Raw genomic sequence first — 15,221 nt, 5'->3', positions numbered from 1 at the left:
TAACCATTATTAATTGCCAGTGACTCCTACCTTTTATCTGTAATGATTTATCTATTGACGGTTAACTACAATTGCGGGGCATTAATTAAGCGTTTAATCGCTTCCCTCAACGATAACTTATCTGCTACTCTCATCATTATTAACAATTCCACTGAAGATAAAAATATCCAATCTTTAGCAGCGCAAAGAGTCAAGATTATTGAAGCGGGAGAAAATTTAGGATTTGGGAAAGGATGTAATCTAGGACTTGATTGGATTTATCAACAAGACAAAGAAGCTATCGTTTGGTTAGTTAATCCCGATGCTTACTTATTACCGGACTCTCTGGAGAAAGCAAGCAAATTTTTTCAGCAATATCCCGAAGTTGCCATCGCTGGTACAGAAATTTACGAACCGGATGGTAAAATCTGGTTTGGTTGGGGAAAATTTAATGCTAAAATCGGCACAATTAACGTGGTAGAGGAATCCTTAGACTATGGAAATAAACCCTATCTTATTCCTGACTGGGTGACGGGATGCAGTTTATTAATTAATTTCTCTAATTTTTCCACTTGTCCCCATTTTGATCCCGATTACTTTCTCTACTACGAAGACTTTGATTTTTCCCGAAGATACGCAAATCAAGGCTATTTAGTCGTTGTTACCAATCAGATTAAAATTATTCATGAACCATCTTCTATCACCCGACGCTATGGTTATCTAAGACTAACTCATAATATCTATGGTTATCTTCTCAGTCTCGAAAAACATACGACTTTAACTATCCTTGTTTATCGCTTGCTGCGGATGAGTTTTATGTCTTTACTGCTCCTTCCCATTAAACCCAAATTCTCCTTAGCCAAGCTGCAAGGAATTCAACTCTATTGTCAAAGAATAAACCTCTTACATAATTTTTTTATGGTATAATGCAGCGTTTTTCTTTTTTCTCGATTTTTAGATGGAAGTGGAAAAAAGAATAAAATGTGATCTTAGGTCAGGAAATCATCTATACTTTTGCTATGTTTATTAGCAAAAGTATGGATTATCAAAACTTACCAGATGAACAATTCAAAAAGACGGATGCTTTTACCATCGGGAAACTTCCGTTTAAAAGGAAAAAAAGCTCTACTAAATCAAGCAGAGATACCGGTCGTAACGGTAATGGATGTAACGGAAACTCCCAGGGAACGCCACCAAAAGAAACAGAAAGATTTTTTGGGTAGTAAAAGAGGTTATCATACTTTAAAATCCCAATTAGTAGCTGATAAAAATACTGAACAGAAATGAGAAGAGCCGCTATTTCTTTAAATGGTTTATTTCCACAACAGTCCCTGACAAAATCTACTCTTGCTGTTAATACTTCCTCATCTCACTTTTGCTCTTTGCGCCTAAAAACTTCCTTGTCCACTTTCCCTCCTTGTCCTCCTTGTCTTCTCTTCACAGGTTTGTAAAATACCTACACCTGTGAGTTCCCCGCACCCTTCTCCCTTCTCTCCCAATACTATCGGGACGGGGAAGAATTTATCGGGGGTAAAGAAGGAGAAATTTCGCCACCTCGATCGAATATTTCCAGATTCCATTGACCGAAACGATTACTTTCAAAAGCAATAAAACGACCGTTACCACTAATCGTCGGATGACGCACTTCTCCTAAGATATTTTCGGTGAGATTTTTTGCTTGCAGAGTTTGTCGATCATAAATATATATATCGGGTTTACCGGACTGTTCCGACACATAAACAATATAACGACCATCGGCACTAATATCTGGCTGATCTTGATAGGTTTTTGCTTGATTTAACCCCGGTAGGGGAACTAAACGATTAGCCACTCGATCGAATAAATAAATCGTTCGTTGACCCCTGCGATCAGAGGCAAAAACCAGATAACGACCATCGTAGTTAAAACGGGGATTATCTTCTGAGGAAGGGGTATTTAAAGTATTTCCTAAAAGCTGTTGGGGAGGGGTGACAAAACCCGCATCACTACATCCCCCCAGACTGATGATATTAACCGCAAGCAAAAGTCGAAGAAGTTTAGGAAACCTGATCATCGGTCAGCGCCGGGGAAGGAAGGATACAACAATTAATATCATCAAGACAAACTTTACCCCAATGCAATGCCCAACGCACCAATTCCACCCGATTATCGGTTTTTGTTTTCGTCAAGATATTACTAATATGATTATCAACGGTACGCTTACTAATCTCCAGCTTTTCCGAGATTTCTTGATTAGTTAAACCATTAGCCACTAAATCGAGTATTTCTAGCTCTCGATCGGATAATGAAGCGGCTGTTTGAAACTTCCCAGCAGACATGAGTATAATTCCTCTCGTATATGTACTTATCATTCTAGAAGAATTTTTTCCCCTAGGAATCGATAATCAGTAATCAGTGATCAGTAAACAGTAATCAGTGAAAAGACAGCACTGTTACTGCCATTTGATCATGCACACTTAATATAGATGGTTTGCGGCAAAAAGCTTTTCCTGGGAGTGGGGTATGGGGTTTGGGGTGTGGGGTTTTACCAGTTTTGAGGTAGTCAGTTACCTAATTTTCAGGGAAAAAGTCCAGGAATTTTCCCCCCGATCCCCGCAATGGCTGGCACTTTTTGAGGGAAAAAAAGTCTAAAAGTCTTATCCAACAAGGTTTAGCGATGTGTCTGTTTGTAACTGAAGAGCCTCAAAATCTTTGTGGACAATGCTTTGAGAGGGATTGTTCCCCTCTCAGACTCAAAACTGATAACTGATAACTGATAACTGATAACTGACAAGGCTGGTAATATATAATAAAAAACGCTCCTTAGTTAGATATTGAGAAAAACATGGAAGTTATCCCCGCTATTGATATTCTCGATGGCAAATGTGTGCGACTTTATCAGGGAGATTACCAACAATCGCAGGTTTTTAATGATAATCCCGCAATAGTGGCGCGAGAATGGGTCAATCAGGGGGCAACCAGATTACATTTAGTCGATTTGGATGGAGCCAAAGAGGGTAAATCGGTTAATTTGTCAACCATTGAAACAATTCTTAATGATATTGCCATTCCCGTACAGGTGGGGGGTGGACTGCGAGATCTAGAAACGGTGAGTAATCTCCTAAAAATCGGGGTAGAAAAGGCGATTTTGGGGACAGTAGCCGTAGAAAAGCCAGAATTGGTCAGCGAACTTTGTCAAAGCTTTCCGGGGCAAATAATTGTTGGTATTGATGCTCGCGATGGTAAAGTAGCCACCAGGGGGTGGTTAGAAACTTCCTCAGTAGATGCGATCGCACTCGGTCAAGATATGGCAAAAAGAGGAGCCAGCACGATTATCTACACTGATATTCATCGAGATGGCACCCTTTCTGGCCCGAATCTCGCCGCTTTGCGAGAATTAGCCGAATCTGTCGAAATTCCCGTCATCGCCTCCGGGGGTATTAGTTCCCTGACAGACTTACTGAGTTTATTGTCTTTGGAACCTTTGGGAGTAACGGGAGTAATCGTGGGCCGCGCTCTTTATACCGGTGCGGTTAACCTCTCGGAAGCGATTAGCGCGATCGGTTCAGGCCGTTGGCAGGATCTACCCCCGAATTTTTTCGCCTAACGGACTTGTTTGAGAGTATCCACCTGTTTATTGAACATATCGGTAAATAGTCCCAAAACCGTGCGATTTTCATTGACTTTGATGTTGACACTCACAGACATCCCCGATTGCAGCGGCAGAGTAGATTTATCTTTCAAAACTAACTCTTGACTGCTCAAGCTTACCCGGACAGGGAACCGATAAAAACGGTGATTTTCGTCGGGAGGTAAAGCATCAGAACCGATCGAGATTACTTCTCCCTTAATATCGCCGTATTCACTGTAGGAAAAGGAATCAATGCGAATATCGGTCTTTTGTCCCACGCGCACAAAACCGATGTCTTGGTTAGTCACGTCCACCTCTGCCACTAAACAACCTTTAGCAGCATCTTTGATCTGGGTGGGACAGCCATCGGGAACAATTTTTAACAATGCTTCCGCTTGACTTGGTTGGGGAACAAACCCAGGCCGCGCCTTGAGATCAAAGACCACACCATCGATGGGGGCGGTAATTTTTTGATATTTAATCGTCTGTTGTGCTTGACTAATTTGACTATCTAACTCAGCAATGCGCTTGTTGTTATCAATGATAACGCGACTGATCTGACTATCGATTTCAGCAATCCTTTTGTAATTATCCGCCATTTTATCACGCACATCTTTTTCCGTGATTACTGTGGTGTTAATCAGCCTTTCTCGCGCTTGGGAGATCAACAGGGAATAACGCTTTTCTTCCTGTTCCAAACGGGAAATTTCGGCGATGCGGGTTTGTACTTCTTGCTCTTGTTTTTCTCGATCGATTTTGCCATTAGCCTCTTGCTGCTGTAATTCATTCTGGCGATCAGTTACCGATTGTTTTTGTTTATTAATCTGATAACGGGCGATCGCTCCTTCATCCCCCAAGGGTTCAATATCTTTGAGAATATTACGCTCGATATCCAAGCCTTCTTGGCCTTGTTTCATCGAATTGGCATTACGAGTCTTAATTTCTTCTAAGACGAAGCGATCATTGATTAATTGGGAGCGGGCATCGGCCAACTGTACCCTGGTTTGGTTCAATTGTTTTGCTAATTGTTCCATTTCCAATCTAGCGGCCGCTTGTCGAGAATTGGCCTCTCGTTGGGCAACCTCTAAACGGGCTAACTCTTCCCCTTGTAGAGCAGAGCTAGAGGCACCTTCACTGACCTGTGCTTGATAAAGTTGATTTTCTGCTACCAAAGCGGCACGATTACGGGCTAAATCGGCGATTTCACTCGGTAATTTTAATTGAGCGATCGAACTTTCCACTGCTGCCGGTGTCAGATCCTGCGCCATTAAGAGACGATAGAATTGATTTTCCTTCTCAGCAGTGGCGCGAATTTTTTTCAAAGATTCTAACTGCACTTGCGAGGCACTGGAATCCATTAAAACCAGTACATCCCCTTTGTTAACTCGATCGCCATCTTTAACTTTAACGAACTGTACCACCCCATTCACCGGTGCTTGTACTTCTTGCACTTTGCCCTGGGGTTTAAGTTGTCCTTGGGCACCGACCACCTGCTCGATTTTGGCGAACACTGACCAAATTAAAGCGGCAGTGGTGACACTCATTAATGTCCAGATAATCGTCCGCGACCAAATGGGCGATTGTTTCAGAATCACCGATTGTTCCGGTGGGCTGAAAGTGGGTAAAGAAGGGGTAATACTTTTATTTTTCGTGGTAGTGGCCACGTTTTTACCCGCTTGGGTCAGTTCATCGCTTTTACCATTGCCCTTGCCGTTTTGACCGTTATTAGAATTGCTGTTCATGGGGATTCTCCTATATTTATTTTTTCAGTGAGCAGTGAACAGTAAACAGTAATCAGTGAACCGATAACCGTTTACTGATAACTGATAACTGATAACTGATAACTGACTAACTAGATTTGCGAATCCTGTTGTTTATAGAGAGTATAGTAAAGGCCTTTTTTGGCCATTAATTCCTCGTGGGTGCCTTCCTCCGCTACTGTCCCTTTATCCATCATGACAATAATATCGGCGGATTTGATCGAAGCTAAACGATGGGTAATAAAGAAGACCGTGTGATCCTTGAAAACTTCCTTGAGATTCAGAAACACTTGCCGTTCGGTGTTATAGTCGAGGGCGCTGGTGGCCTCATCAAGAATGAGAATTTGCGGTCTTTGCAGGACGGAACGAGCGATCGCAACCCGTTGTCGTTGTCCCCCCGATAGGGATGCCCCCCGTTCACCGACGCGGGTATTATAGCCATTGGGTAGGGTCATAATAAATTCGTGGGCTGCAGCTGCTCTCGCTGCCGAGACAATTTCCTCCACAGTCGCATCGGGGTTAGTCAGGGCGATATTTTCCTGTACCGTACCGTCAAATAATAGGGTTTCTTGGGGAACCATGCCGATTTGACGACGCAGGGAATAGAGTTCCACTTTGTTGATATCATAGCCATCGATGAGAATCCGTCCCGATTCTGGTTCGTAGAGACGGGCTAATAGTTTAGTGATGGTACTTTTCCCAGCGCCACTTTCTCCCACCAAAGCGACAAAAGTGCCAGCGGGGAATTCTAAATTGATGTTGTATAGTTGCAGGGCACCGTGGGGATTGAAGCGGAAAGCGAGGTTTTCGTAGGTGACAGTGCCTTTAATTAAGGGCATGGGGATGTTTTGGCGATCGAGTTCCGCTTCTTGGGGAGTATCGACGATATCGGCTAATCTTTCCAGGGATAAGCCGGTTTCTTGGAAGTTTTGCCAGAGTTGGGTCAAACGCAGAATCGGCGAGGTAACGTAGGAAGAGATAATCCGGAAGGCAATTAATTGACCAAGAGTGAGTTGTCCGTCTAAAACTAAGGCTGCTCCCACCCACAGCACTAATAAACCCGATAATTGGTTAAAGAAGTGACTAAAGGAACCGGCCAAAGTTGAGGTCATTACCGTTTGAAAACCTTCGGCCACATAGCGAGCATAACGTTCTTGCCACTGCCAACGGGAACGCAATTCGATATTCTGTGCTTTTACTGTTTGGATTCCCGTCATCACCTCCACCAGATAGGATTGGGTTTCGGCGTTTCGTTCCGCTTTTGCTCGCAGTTGTCGCCGCACGATTGGTGCGAAAATAGCTGTGGACAGAACTAAAATCGGTACGACTCCCAGGGCCCAAACGGTTAGAATCGGGCTATAGATCAACATAACCACGATGTAGATAACCGAGAAAATGGCATCTAACACCACCGTTAGGGCTGTACCCGTTAAAAATTGCCGAATATTCTCTAATTCATTGATTCTTGTCGAAATTTCCCCCACAGGTCGCCGTTCAAAGTATTTCAGGGGTAAGCGCAGCAGGTGATCGATAATTTCTGAACCGAGGGTCATGTCGATGCGGTTAGTGGTGTCGACAAACAGGGATGTCCTCAAAAAGGTTAAAATTCCCTCAAAAACGGCAATTACTAACAGGAAAACCCCGAGGGTATTCAGAGTTTCTGGGCTATTCTGCACGATCACTTTATCGATGATCACCTGAATCATCAAGGGATTGGCCAGGGCAAATAACTGCACGAAGAAAGAAGCAATAAAAACTTCTATTAAGACTCGTTTATGTTTCTTGACAGAAGGCCAAAACCATGATAGGCCAAAACGCTGTTGCTGGGTGTGTTTGGTGGGTTTGAGCAGAATTACTTCCCCTTTTTCGCCCCAAGATTCCAGAAATTCGCTGGTTTTGCGTTTAATTATCCCCCGTTCGGGAACAGCGATCGTGGTTTCCCGTTGATTAATTTCGTAGAGGATAACGATGCTGTCTTGCCAGCGAATTAGGGCAGGAGGGTTGATATTGGGCAAGGAAGTAGCAGGTAAAGGCACTAATTGACTATGGAGTCCCACTACCTCGGCCACAGCCCCACACAGGGGCAGGGAAAGGCTGCCAGTTCTTTGCAGTTGATCCCCTAGTATGCGTTGGATCACGTCCTTGCGAAAGGGGATATTAAAATATTTGCAGATCATCTGAAAACAGGCACTCACCGCCTCTAGTTCCGTTTTTCCCCTGAAAAAGGGATAGGATTTCCGGTTTTTCTCGACAGTGTTTTCAAGGTCGATATCGCTGGTGATGTCGCTTATTTTCCCTTGAGGTATATCTAATACCTGGGTAGGTTTATTTCCCTTGATGACTTGGGTTTCCAGGATATCATCGGTTTTTGTTTCCGCAGCCGATTCGGCTGCAACTGTCAAGAACTTGCCCTGAGCTACGTCGAAGAATTCATCTAACTGATTGGAGAAAAGACCTAATAAACGGGTGTTAGTCGGATTATTTTGGGTAATGACTGTGCCGATAGGATAATTGTCGGTATTTTCGCTGACTAACCAGAGATAATCATCGTTAATCTGGTTGTAGGACACACAAGCTCTGTTTAAAAGAGCCTGTGCAATTTCTTTCAGGTCTCCCCCACCCCAGGCCTGTTGATTAAGATAGGAACCTAGGACAGCATAAACTTCAGCGATCGAGGTTTGTTCAAAGAAATATTGCTTAAATTCCGGGTAATTATTGATTAAAGACCAAAAATCCTCTTCTTTTAAGGTTAAACAGATCGTGACTTCCGAAGAAGCGATCACCGTTTCACAGGGGGTACCGCGCAGAAGACTCATCCACCCGAATAAATCCCCGGGCTGTAATTTAGCCAAAGTAACCGGCAGCGAATTGTTAACCCTAGCATCGTAACCCAAAAGTCTGGCCTCTCCCTCGTAGAGAAGAACGAGGTGAGAGGGTAAGCGATCGCACTTGAGTATGGCATTGCCCATCTCATAGCGAAAGGGTTGTAATTTCTGACCGAGGGAACGTCTAACCTCTACGGGCAGGCGATCAAAGGGCTGTACAGTCTCCAGAAAGGCGGTAAAATCTAAAGTGGTATAACTCATTAGCTAGGCGAAAATTGACTAAGTTGACAAATAATTAAGCGAAAAGACTGGGTTTACCCAGTTTTGCAAGGAAATGCTATGTAATCGATCCCTGCTCGCTATTGACTGGGGTTGATTCGGGGATAGATTTCACTGTTTGCATTTGAGTCATTAACCATTGTTGGAATAAATCATTCCGTAAGCGTTGACGGGTGGGAGGGTCCAATTCACAGGATAAATATTTTTCTAACCGGACAATCACGACCCATTCTCCCACTTGCGTCGGTGGCCACAGTTGCCCCGGTTTACTTGCTTTGAGAATTTGCCCGATCTGGGGATGGGGAGTGCTCAGTTCCACGGGTCCAAGCAGTCCTCCGGTTTCCGCTTCTGATCCTTGGGAGTATTTTTTGGCCAGTTCAGCGAAGCTATTTTCTCGATCCTGTATCCGGAAAAATAGTTCTTGGGCAATGCCGATATTTTTTGTCCGAATCAGGGAATAAACCACCTTATCCAATTGATTTTTGACTTGCAAGAAGTAGGATTCTACTTTGTTATCCCAAGTCTCCTGTTTAAATTTTTCTAATTTAATGTCCCGCAGAATTAGATATTCTAGTTGCTCGGAATCCATCCCGTTTTGTTGTAACCAAGATTTCATTTGCTCATCGTTGGCAATTTGATTATTTTGATAGAAACGGGAATAGGCCGCGTTTCTTTCTTCGGGATTGCAGGTGATATTGGCGATCGCTTGTTCGATAATTACTTCCCGGATTAACTGGGGTAACATACCATATTTTGCCAAAAGAGGCAATACCTCTGACTCGCTAATTTTTTGGTCGCCGATTTCAATAATTGAACTCATAATAAATACATTTTCCTCACAGAAATGTTTAAAACTATCAACTCTAGGAGCTTCTAAATTTTATTGAGGTGATTATACGCCAAAACAGCAATTTTAAGGCACCCCTCCCTATTCTAATTTGAGTTTTCCCCTTTGAAAGCCGAAAATTACAGAAATTAAAGGAATAAGTCGGTCATCCCGGCGGGGGTAGTGAGGGGAAGTAGTCGGGCCTATCGGCCTCCGCCCAACATCCTGCTCAGAAACCCCTAATCACACTTCTAATGTACTAGAATAGACCTCTTGCAGAAGTCGGGGAAGGGGGAAAGGGGAAATTTTAATCTTTAACCCGATAGTAAACCTCTTGCATAATCAAGGTCTGCTGAAAAAGTTTTTCGTGGGGACAGGGTGTGGGGTGTGGGAAGTGGGAAGTGGGAAGTGGGGTGTGGGGTGTGGGGAGAATAAATAAAATAATCTCCTGACTCCTGACTCCTATCTCCTATCTCCTGACGACCGGCTACTGACTCCTGACTCCTATCTCCTGACTCCACCAACAGATTTATTCAGCCAACGCTAAAAATCTGTAAATAGACCATTTAATTGATTATTATTCATTCTTAATTCTCCTGACTACTGACTACTGGCTACTGACTCCTAACCCTAACAACGATTTTTGATTTCTGCAAGAGGTCTAATATGCACACCTTTTCCTTTCATTTGCGGAAAATTTTTTGATTTATGCAAGGAATCTAATGATAGGATATAGGTCTAGCTGCCTTGGAGAGGTGGCAGAGTGGTCGATCGCGCTCGACTTGAAATCGAGTAACCAGCAATGGTTCGTGGGTTCAAATCCCACCCTCTCCGTACTCACCCAATCACATTTGGACTCCGGTTGCCCGATTGTTCTTAGAGAGGGGAAAATAAAATATACTAGGCTAAAAGGATAATATTGAGGCAGTAGCCCCCCGGCATGGTTTTTTGGAAGAGATTATTTAATAGCTCGGAAGTCACTGCATCACCTGACTATTCGGGAGACTTGGTAGAGGTTGCCCAGAATGACCTCGGACAGACGCGAGTATTTTTTAGTACCGATCGAGAGCTAGATCTATATGAGTTAGAAGAACTTTGTGACTCGGTAGGTTGGGCCCGTCGTCCTTTACGCAAGGTTAAAAAAGCGATCGAATGTAGTTTTTTAGTGGTGTCGATGTGGGAAGTGCGAGGTAATCGCCGTCGTTTAGTGGGTTTTGCTCGTGCCACTTCCGATCACGCTTTTAATGCTACGGTCTGGGATGTGGTTGTTCATCCTCACTATCAAAGTAAAGGCTTTGGTAAAGCATTAATGAAATTTATGATCAGGAAGTTGCGGGGTGAGGACATCAGTAATATAACTCTTTTCGCCGATCCGCAGGTGGTGGATTTCTATCGTCGTCTCGGTTTTGTTCTCGATCCCGAAGGTATCAAAGGGATGTTTTGGTATCCCGATTAATAATGCGGCTCTTAGGCTATACTAAAAAAAGAGTTTACTTCGGGATGTAGCGCAGCTTGGTAGCGCGCCTGCTTTGGGAGCAGGATGCCGCAGGTTCAAATCCTGTCATCCCGACTTGAGAGAAAATTCTTCAAATCTCAACCTTGTACCCTTTCTGGTTGACAAAAAATTCTGCCTTCTTTTATTGCCAAACTCTGGTGAGTTAGCTAAAAAATTAGGGAGTTTGTCGGGAAAAGGAGGAGGTTTTTGGGGAATAACAAGGGTTTTTCCTGCCACTCCTCCTTTTAAGATATCTACAGACGATTATTCTTCTTCGTAATCCCCCTCGAAATCCTCCTCTCCCCCTTCCTCATCGACTTCTGACCAGCTGTCGCTGATGGGTTGGCGACTAAAGCGACTGCTGCCGCGGGAAGATAGGAAAGCCATTTCATCATCCTCTAAATCGACCACATCACCCTCAGCGTAGGCGCGAGCGGTTTGATCGTCAAGAATCATATCGCTATCCTCACTACTGTCGCCGAAACCGGGACGAGGGGGGAAACCGAGGCCGCCGGGAGGAGCGTAATAACCACGATTGTTGTTGTAGTTATATTCCTCCTCCGGGGGGGTGTAATCGCTGACCCCCGCCATGTTTTCGTGGGCATTGAAGCCAGTACCCGCCGGAATCAGACGACCGATAATCACGTTTTCCTTGAGACCGCGTAACCAGTCGGACTTGCCTTCGATCGCCGCTTCCGTGAGGACGCGGGTGGTTTCTTGGAAGGAGGCGGCACTGATAAAGCTATCGGTATTCAAGGAAGCCTTGGTGATTCCCAGTAGTACAGGCGTATATTTAGCTGCCGCCCCACCGGTGATTGACATGGCTTCATTTACCGTCTCCACCTGTCGCAATTCCAACAATTCACCGGGTAACATACTGGTATCACCACCGTCATCGATCCGCACCTTAGAAGTCATCTGACGCACGATCACTTCGATGTGTTTATCAGCAATATCGATCCCCTGGGATTGGTAAACCGACTGTACCTGATCAACGAGGAACATCTGGGTTTTTTCCAAGGCTTTTAGGGCCGCTTCGTAACTGCCCAAGCTATCCACATAATAATTAAAGAACACCTCTAAAATCTCGTGGGGATTAGCCTGACCATCGGTTAACGCCTGACCCACATCGATACGCTGATTATCGCTCACCAGGGGGTTTTGACTGCCTAAAAGCGGATATTCACTGATCGTGCCGTCATCCTCGACCACCTTAATATCGACGATCTCAGAATCTTGATACTCCACTTGACAAACTCCCGGTTTGCGTGCTAGTACACAAGCCTCCTTCGGTTTGCGTGCTTCGAGCAGTTCTTCGATTCTGGGTAAACCTTGAATGATATCCCCGGTTTTCGAGCGCTCAAACACCAACAGCACCAAATTATCGCCCCGTTGGACTAAATCCCCCTCATCGATGTGCAGAATCGCTCCAGCCGACACTCGGTAGGGTCGGGCCTTACGCAGACGGATTTCATAGCCGGTGGTGGTTTGGTCAATGGCCAGCACTTGACCGGAATTGGGGGCTAAAACTCCAGCGCCGATCTCGGTTTCGGCGATTACCAGATCCCCAGCTTTGACGGTGGGAGCAACAGCGAGCGGGAGAATAAACTCGTCACGGTCACTGACAATTAAAAGACGGCGTACCGGTTCGCTACCCTTGCGAATCCCGCGAATTTCTCCAGCTTCCTTACACTGAATCTCAGTCCGGGCCACCACTGCCCCCGGTGGGATTTCATCGCCATCTTGGACGAGAACGCGAGTCTGAATATTACCGCCTAAAGGATCATTATCACTATCCCGACGCAGCACCAGGGATTCGAGAATAACTAACTGTAAACGCTGACAATCCCTGTCCTCAATCGGTTCTAACTCGATATCGGCCGTCAGATGGGAGACTGATTCTGGTTCTTCGCTGGAAATTTCGAGGACTAATTGGGTGCTGATCAGTTGACAACCCTCGACGGATTTAACTCTTTCCCCGTCTTTAAAGAAAATGCGCTGCACCGATCGCAGTTCGATATGTCGTCCTCCTTCTTGGTTAGCGGAACCTTGGGTGGGAGAAGTGGATTGGTCTTCTACGGCGAACTCCTGTACTGGTCGCAGCAGTAATCCCAAACCCTCGTTAGTTTCCACCCATTCCGCTTGCCGTAACTCCTCGATCGTCACTTCGGGAGTCAACTGTGTCCCGGGGTAAATTAACTGTTCTTGGGCAATTCCGGAGGATTCCGGTTCGATATCCATAAATAACAGCCCTGGTTTGACAATAATCTCCCGGAGGATGTCATTTTTCTGGATCACTTCCACCACACCGCTACAGTTACAGAAGATGTCTTTAACCACTTCTTCCCCTGCTTCCACATACTGCCCATCTTCCACCTGTAAGAGGGAAATATCTTTATTGACTTCGTGGGTTTCTTCGGGAATCCAGAGGATCGTGCCGCCTTTGGTGATTTCATAACCCTGTTTACGGCTGCCTTTGGCGACTTCGATATCGACGTATTTAATCATGCCGCCGGTGTGGGTTTGATAGCGATCATCGATTAACTCGGCGACAATGGCATGATTCTGTACTTTTGTCCCCGGAGTGGTTTTCAGTAGGAAGCTTTGACCATCTCCCGTATGAATAATAAACTGTTCCCGACCGGCACTACTTTCTACTTTTACTTCGGCCTGATCCAAGGACACGGAAGCGGTGACGATATCGATTTCCCGGCTATTGGGGGCTAAACGCACCAAACCGCCGTTAGTGGATACCAGCTTAGTTTCTGCTAAAACATCCCCCACTTGTACTTGATCGCCGTTACTGACCACAGGTTCGGCCCCGGTTGGCAAGTTATACACTTCTCCGGAGAGAATCCATAGTAATCCCCCCCGTTGGGCGATGCGGGTGGTATTGCCTTGGCGATCGGTTTTTTCCTCTGGGACTAATTGGGAGAATAGCACCTCGCCGGCTAAGTCACTGGTTACGTCTTTTGTGGCTTTTTCCGTGGATTTTTGGACTTTATCGGAGGTTATTTCCGCTAGTAACTGTTCCTCGCTTACCGTTGCCCCATCGGTGACGAATAGCAGCGAACCAGGAGTCAAAGAGTAGGTGACAGTTTCTTTAGTTTTATCCTTGGGTGTTAATTTAATTTCCCCCGGTGCCTCCACCTGGTCCCGTTCATCTCCGTGGCGAGTTCGCACGTTACGGATACTTAACCCCGGCAGAAAACGCACGCTTCCCTCGAAGGGACTCCGCACTTGCCGGGCCACTTCTCCGGTAAATACACCCCCGGTGTGGAAGGTACGCATGGTTAACTGAGTCCCCGGTTCCCCGATCGATTGGGCGGCAATAATTCCCACTGCTTCCCCCATATCCACCGGATGACCGTGGGCCAGACTCCAACCGTAACAGGTTTGACAAACCGAGCGGGCCGCTTCACAGGTTAAGGGGCTGCGGACTTTGATTTTATCGACGAGTCGCCCTAGTTTTTCGGCGGTTTCGTCATCGATAATCTGGTTGCGGGTGGCGATCACTTCTCCATTGACCACCACATCTTCGGCCAGGGAACGACCTAATAGGCGATCGCTTAAGGGAATTAACACGCGATCGCCATCGGTCATGGCGGTTAATTCGATGTAACGATTGGTGCCACAATCGGCCTCGCGGACGATGACATCTTGGGACACATCGACGAGACGACGGGTCAGATAACCGGAATCTGCCGTCCGTAAGGCTGTATCAACTAAACCTTTGCGGGCCCCGTAGGAGGAAATAACGTATTCGGTAACGGTCAATCCTTCCCGGAAGTTAGTCTTAATCGGGAGGTCGATAATTTCCCCTTGGGGATTAGCCATTAATCCCCGCATTCCCACTAACTGACGCACTTGGCTCATATTGCCCCGCGCTCCAGAGAAAGCCATCATATAGACGGAGTTGAGGGGATCGGTAACTTGGAAGTTGCGAATTACTTCATCTTTAAGTGATTCAGATGTACTATTCCAAGTATCGATTACTTTTTGGAAGCGTTCCACTTCGGTGATTTCCCCGCGCACATAACGCTGTTCGGTTTGCCGGATTTCCTGTTCGGCACTTTCGATCATTTGTCGTTTAGCCGGCGGTACGGTTAAATCATCCACACTAATGGAAACCCCTGCTTTGGTAGCGAAACGAAAACCGAGGTTTTTCAATTCATCGGCCATTTGTGAACAGCGCGCCGAACCGTAGTTTTGATAGGCCCAAGCGATCAGTTTTTTCAGTTTTCCTTTGTCAACAGTTTGGTTATAAAACATCTCGATCCGGGTAACAAGTAAACAGCTATTAGCTATCAGCATTCAGCATTCAGCATTCAGTTAGAAAAGGGAACAGGGAATAGGGAACGGGGAATAGGGAATAGGCAAATTTTTACTTTACTGTCCTTTTTTTTGCTTTTTCCTGGAAAATTCTCTCCTGTCTCCTGACTACTGA

At 45.5% G+C, this 15,221-nt stretch carries 9 protein-coding genes, 2 tRNA genes and 1 pseudogene; 6 read left to right on the top strand and 6 right to left on the bottom strand.

Annotated elements, in window-relative coordinates; all coding sequences use genetic code 11:
- Positions 1–42 precede the first annotated feature (42 nt).
- Both ACQY1X_RS16300 and ACQY1X_RS16295 read left to right on the top strand, forming a co-directional pair.
- A complete protein-coding gene (locus ACQY1X_RS16300; protein ID WP_002774343.1) occupies positions 43–906 on the top strand; it encodes a glycosyltransferase in 864 nt (287 codons plus the stop codon).
- Between the two features lie 138 nt (positions 907–1,044).
- Positions 1,045–1,260, top strand: a pseudogene (locus ACQY1X_RS16295) (IS5/IS1182 family transposase); the annotation flags it as partial.
- A gap of 220 nt (positions 1,261–1,480) precedes the next feature.
- Here ACQY1X_RS16295 and ACQY1X_RS16290 read toward each other — a convergent pair.
- The gene (locus ACQY1X_RS16290; RefSeq protein ID WP_002774341.1) at positions 1,481–2,032 is read right to left on the bottom strand and encodes a TolB family protein; all 552 of its coding nucleotides are present in this window, start codon (positions 2,030–2,032) and stop codon (positions 1,481–1,483) included.
- Positions 2,016–2,297, bottom strand: a complete 282-nt coding sequence (locus ACQY1X_RS16285; RefSeq protein WP_002737431.1) for a helix-turn-helix domain-containing protein — start codon at positions 2,295–2,297, stop codon at positions 2,016–2,018. Before ACQY1X_RS16285 ends, ACQY1X_RS16290 begins: the two co-directional genes overlap by 17 nt.
- Before the next feature lie 506 nt (positions 2,298–2,803).
- Here ACQY1X_RS16285 and hisA point away from each other — a divergent pair.
- Positions 2,804–3,565, top strand: coding sequence for a 1-(5-phosphoribosyl)-5-[(5-phosphoribosylamino)methylideneamino]imidazole-4-carboxamide isomerase (gene hisA / locus ACQY1X_RS16280; RefSeq protein WP_002736165.1), 762 nt, complete (start codon positions 2,804–2,806; stop codon positions 3,563–3,565).
- Here hisA and ACQY1X_RS16275 read toward each other — a convergent pair.
- From ACQY1X_RS16275 to ACQY1X_RS16265, 3 genes are all read right to left on the bottom strand, one after another.
- Positions 3,562–5,331: an HlyD family efflux transporter periplasmic adaptor subunit gene (locus ACQY1X_RS16275; RefSeq protein ID WP_430013136.1), complete on the bottom strand. Its 1,770-nt coding sequence runs from the start codon at positions 5,329–5,331 to the stop codon at positions 3,562–3,564. The two genes, hisA and ACQY1X_RS16275, sit on opposite strands and share 4 nt — an antisense overlap.
- Before the next feature lie 110 nt (positions 5,332–5,441).
- Positions 5,442–8,435 (bottom strand): peptidase domain-containing ABC transporter, encoded by a 2,994-nt coding sequence (locus tag ACQY1X_RS16270; protein ID WP_430014887.1) that lies wholly within the window; start codon positions 8,433–8,435, stop codon positions 5,442–5,444.
- A 76-nt stretch (positions 8,436–8,511) separates the two neighbouring features.
- Positions 8,512–9,273 carry a peptidylprolyl isomerase gene (locus ACQY1X_RS16265; RefSeq protein ID WP_002791139.1) on the bottom strand — a complete coding sequence of 254 codons (762 nt, stop codon included), beginning with the start codon at positions 9,271–9,273 and terminating at the stop codon, positions 8,512–8,514.
- Positions 9,274–10,028: 755 nt separating this feature from the next.
- Between ACQY1X_RS16265 and ACQY1X_RS16260 the strand changes: the two genes are divergently transcribed.
- The 3 genes from ACQY1X_RS16260 to ACQY1X_RS16250 all read left to right on the top strand — a co-directional run bounded on the left by ACQY1X_RS16260 (position 10,029) and on the right by ACQY1X_RS16250 (position 10,849).
- Positions 10,029–10,113 (top strand) — tRNA-Ser (locus ACQY1X_RS16260).
- 106 nt (positions 10,114–10,219) lie between these two features.
- Positions 10,220–10,735 (top strand): GNAT family N-acetyltransferase, encoded by a 516-nt coding sequence (locus ACQY1X_RS16255; protein WP_002736326.1) that lies wholly within the window; start codon positions 10,220–10,222, stop codon positions 10,733–10,735.
- Positions 10,736–10,775: 40 nt separating this feature from the next.
- Positions 10,776–10,849: transfer RNA gene (locus tag ACQY1X_RS16250), tRNA-Pro, on the top strand.
- A 189-nt stretch (positions 10,850–11,038) separates the two neighbouring features.
- Here ACQY1X_RS16250 and ACQY1X_RS16245 read toward each other — a convergent pair.
- Positions 11,039–15,046, bottom strand: coding sequence for a DNA-directed RNA polymerase subunit beta' (locus ACQY1X_RS16245; RefSeq protein WP_430015744.1), 4,008 nt, complete (start codon positions 15,044–15,046; stop codon positions 11,039–11,041).
- Positions 15,047–15,221: the final 175 nt, after the last annotated feature.

Origin of the sequence: Microcystis protocystis FBCC-A270, from assembly GCF_050500235.1 — a bacterium.
GTDB lineage: Bacteria > Cyanobacteriota > Cyanobacteriia > Cyanobacteriales > Microcystaceae > Microcystis > Microcystis ichthyoblabe_A.
Note: the sequence above shows the minus strand (reverse complement) of the source record. Positions and strands in the feature narration are given on the sequence as shown.

Excerpts from the sequence above, each read along its gene's own strand:
- ACQY1X_RS16300 (WP_002774343.1), top strand. The coding sequence starts at position 43 with ATGATTTATCTATTGACGGTTAACTACAATTGCGGGGCATTAATTAAG.
- ACQY1X_RS16290 (WP_002774341.1), bottom strand. The coding sequence starts at position 2,032 with ATGATCAGGTTTCCTAAACTTCTTCGACTTTTGCTTGCGGTTAATATC.
- ACQY1X_RS16285 (WP_002737431.1), bottom strand. The coding sequence starts at position 2,297 with ATGTCTGCTGGGAAGTTTCAAACAGCCGCTTCATTATCCGATCGAGAG.
- hisA (WP_002736165.1), top strand. The coding sequence starts at position 2,804 with ATGGAAGTTATCCCCGCTATTGATATTCTCGATGGCAAATGTGTGCGA.
- ACQY1X_RS16275 (WP_430013136.1), bottom strand. The coding sequence starts at position 5,331 with ATGAACAGCAATTCTAATAACGGTCAAAACGGCAAGGGCAATGGTAAA.
- ACQY1X_RS16270 (WP_430014887.1), bottom strand. The coding sequence starts at position 8,435 with ATGAGTTATACCACTTTAGATTTTACCGCCTTTCTGGAGACTGTACAG.
- ACQY1X_RS16265 (WP_002791139.1), bottom strand. The coding sequence starts at position 9,273 with ATGAGTTCAATTATTGAAATCGGCGACCAAAAAATTAGCGAGTCAGAG.
- ACQY1X_RS16255 (WP_002736326.1), top strand. The coding sequence starts at position 10,220 with ATGGTTTTTTGGAAGAGATTATTTAATAGCTCGGAAGTCACTGCATCA.
- ACQY1X_RS16245 (WP_430015744.1), bottom strand. The coding sequence starts at position 15,046 with ATGTTTTATAACCAAACTGTTGACAAAGGAAAACTGAAAAAACTGATC.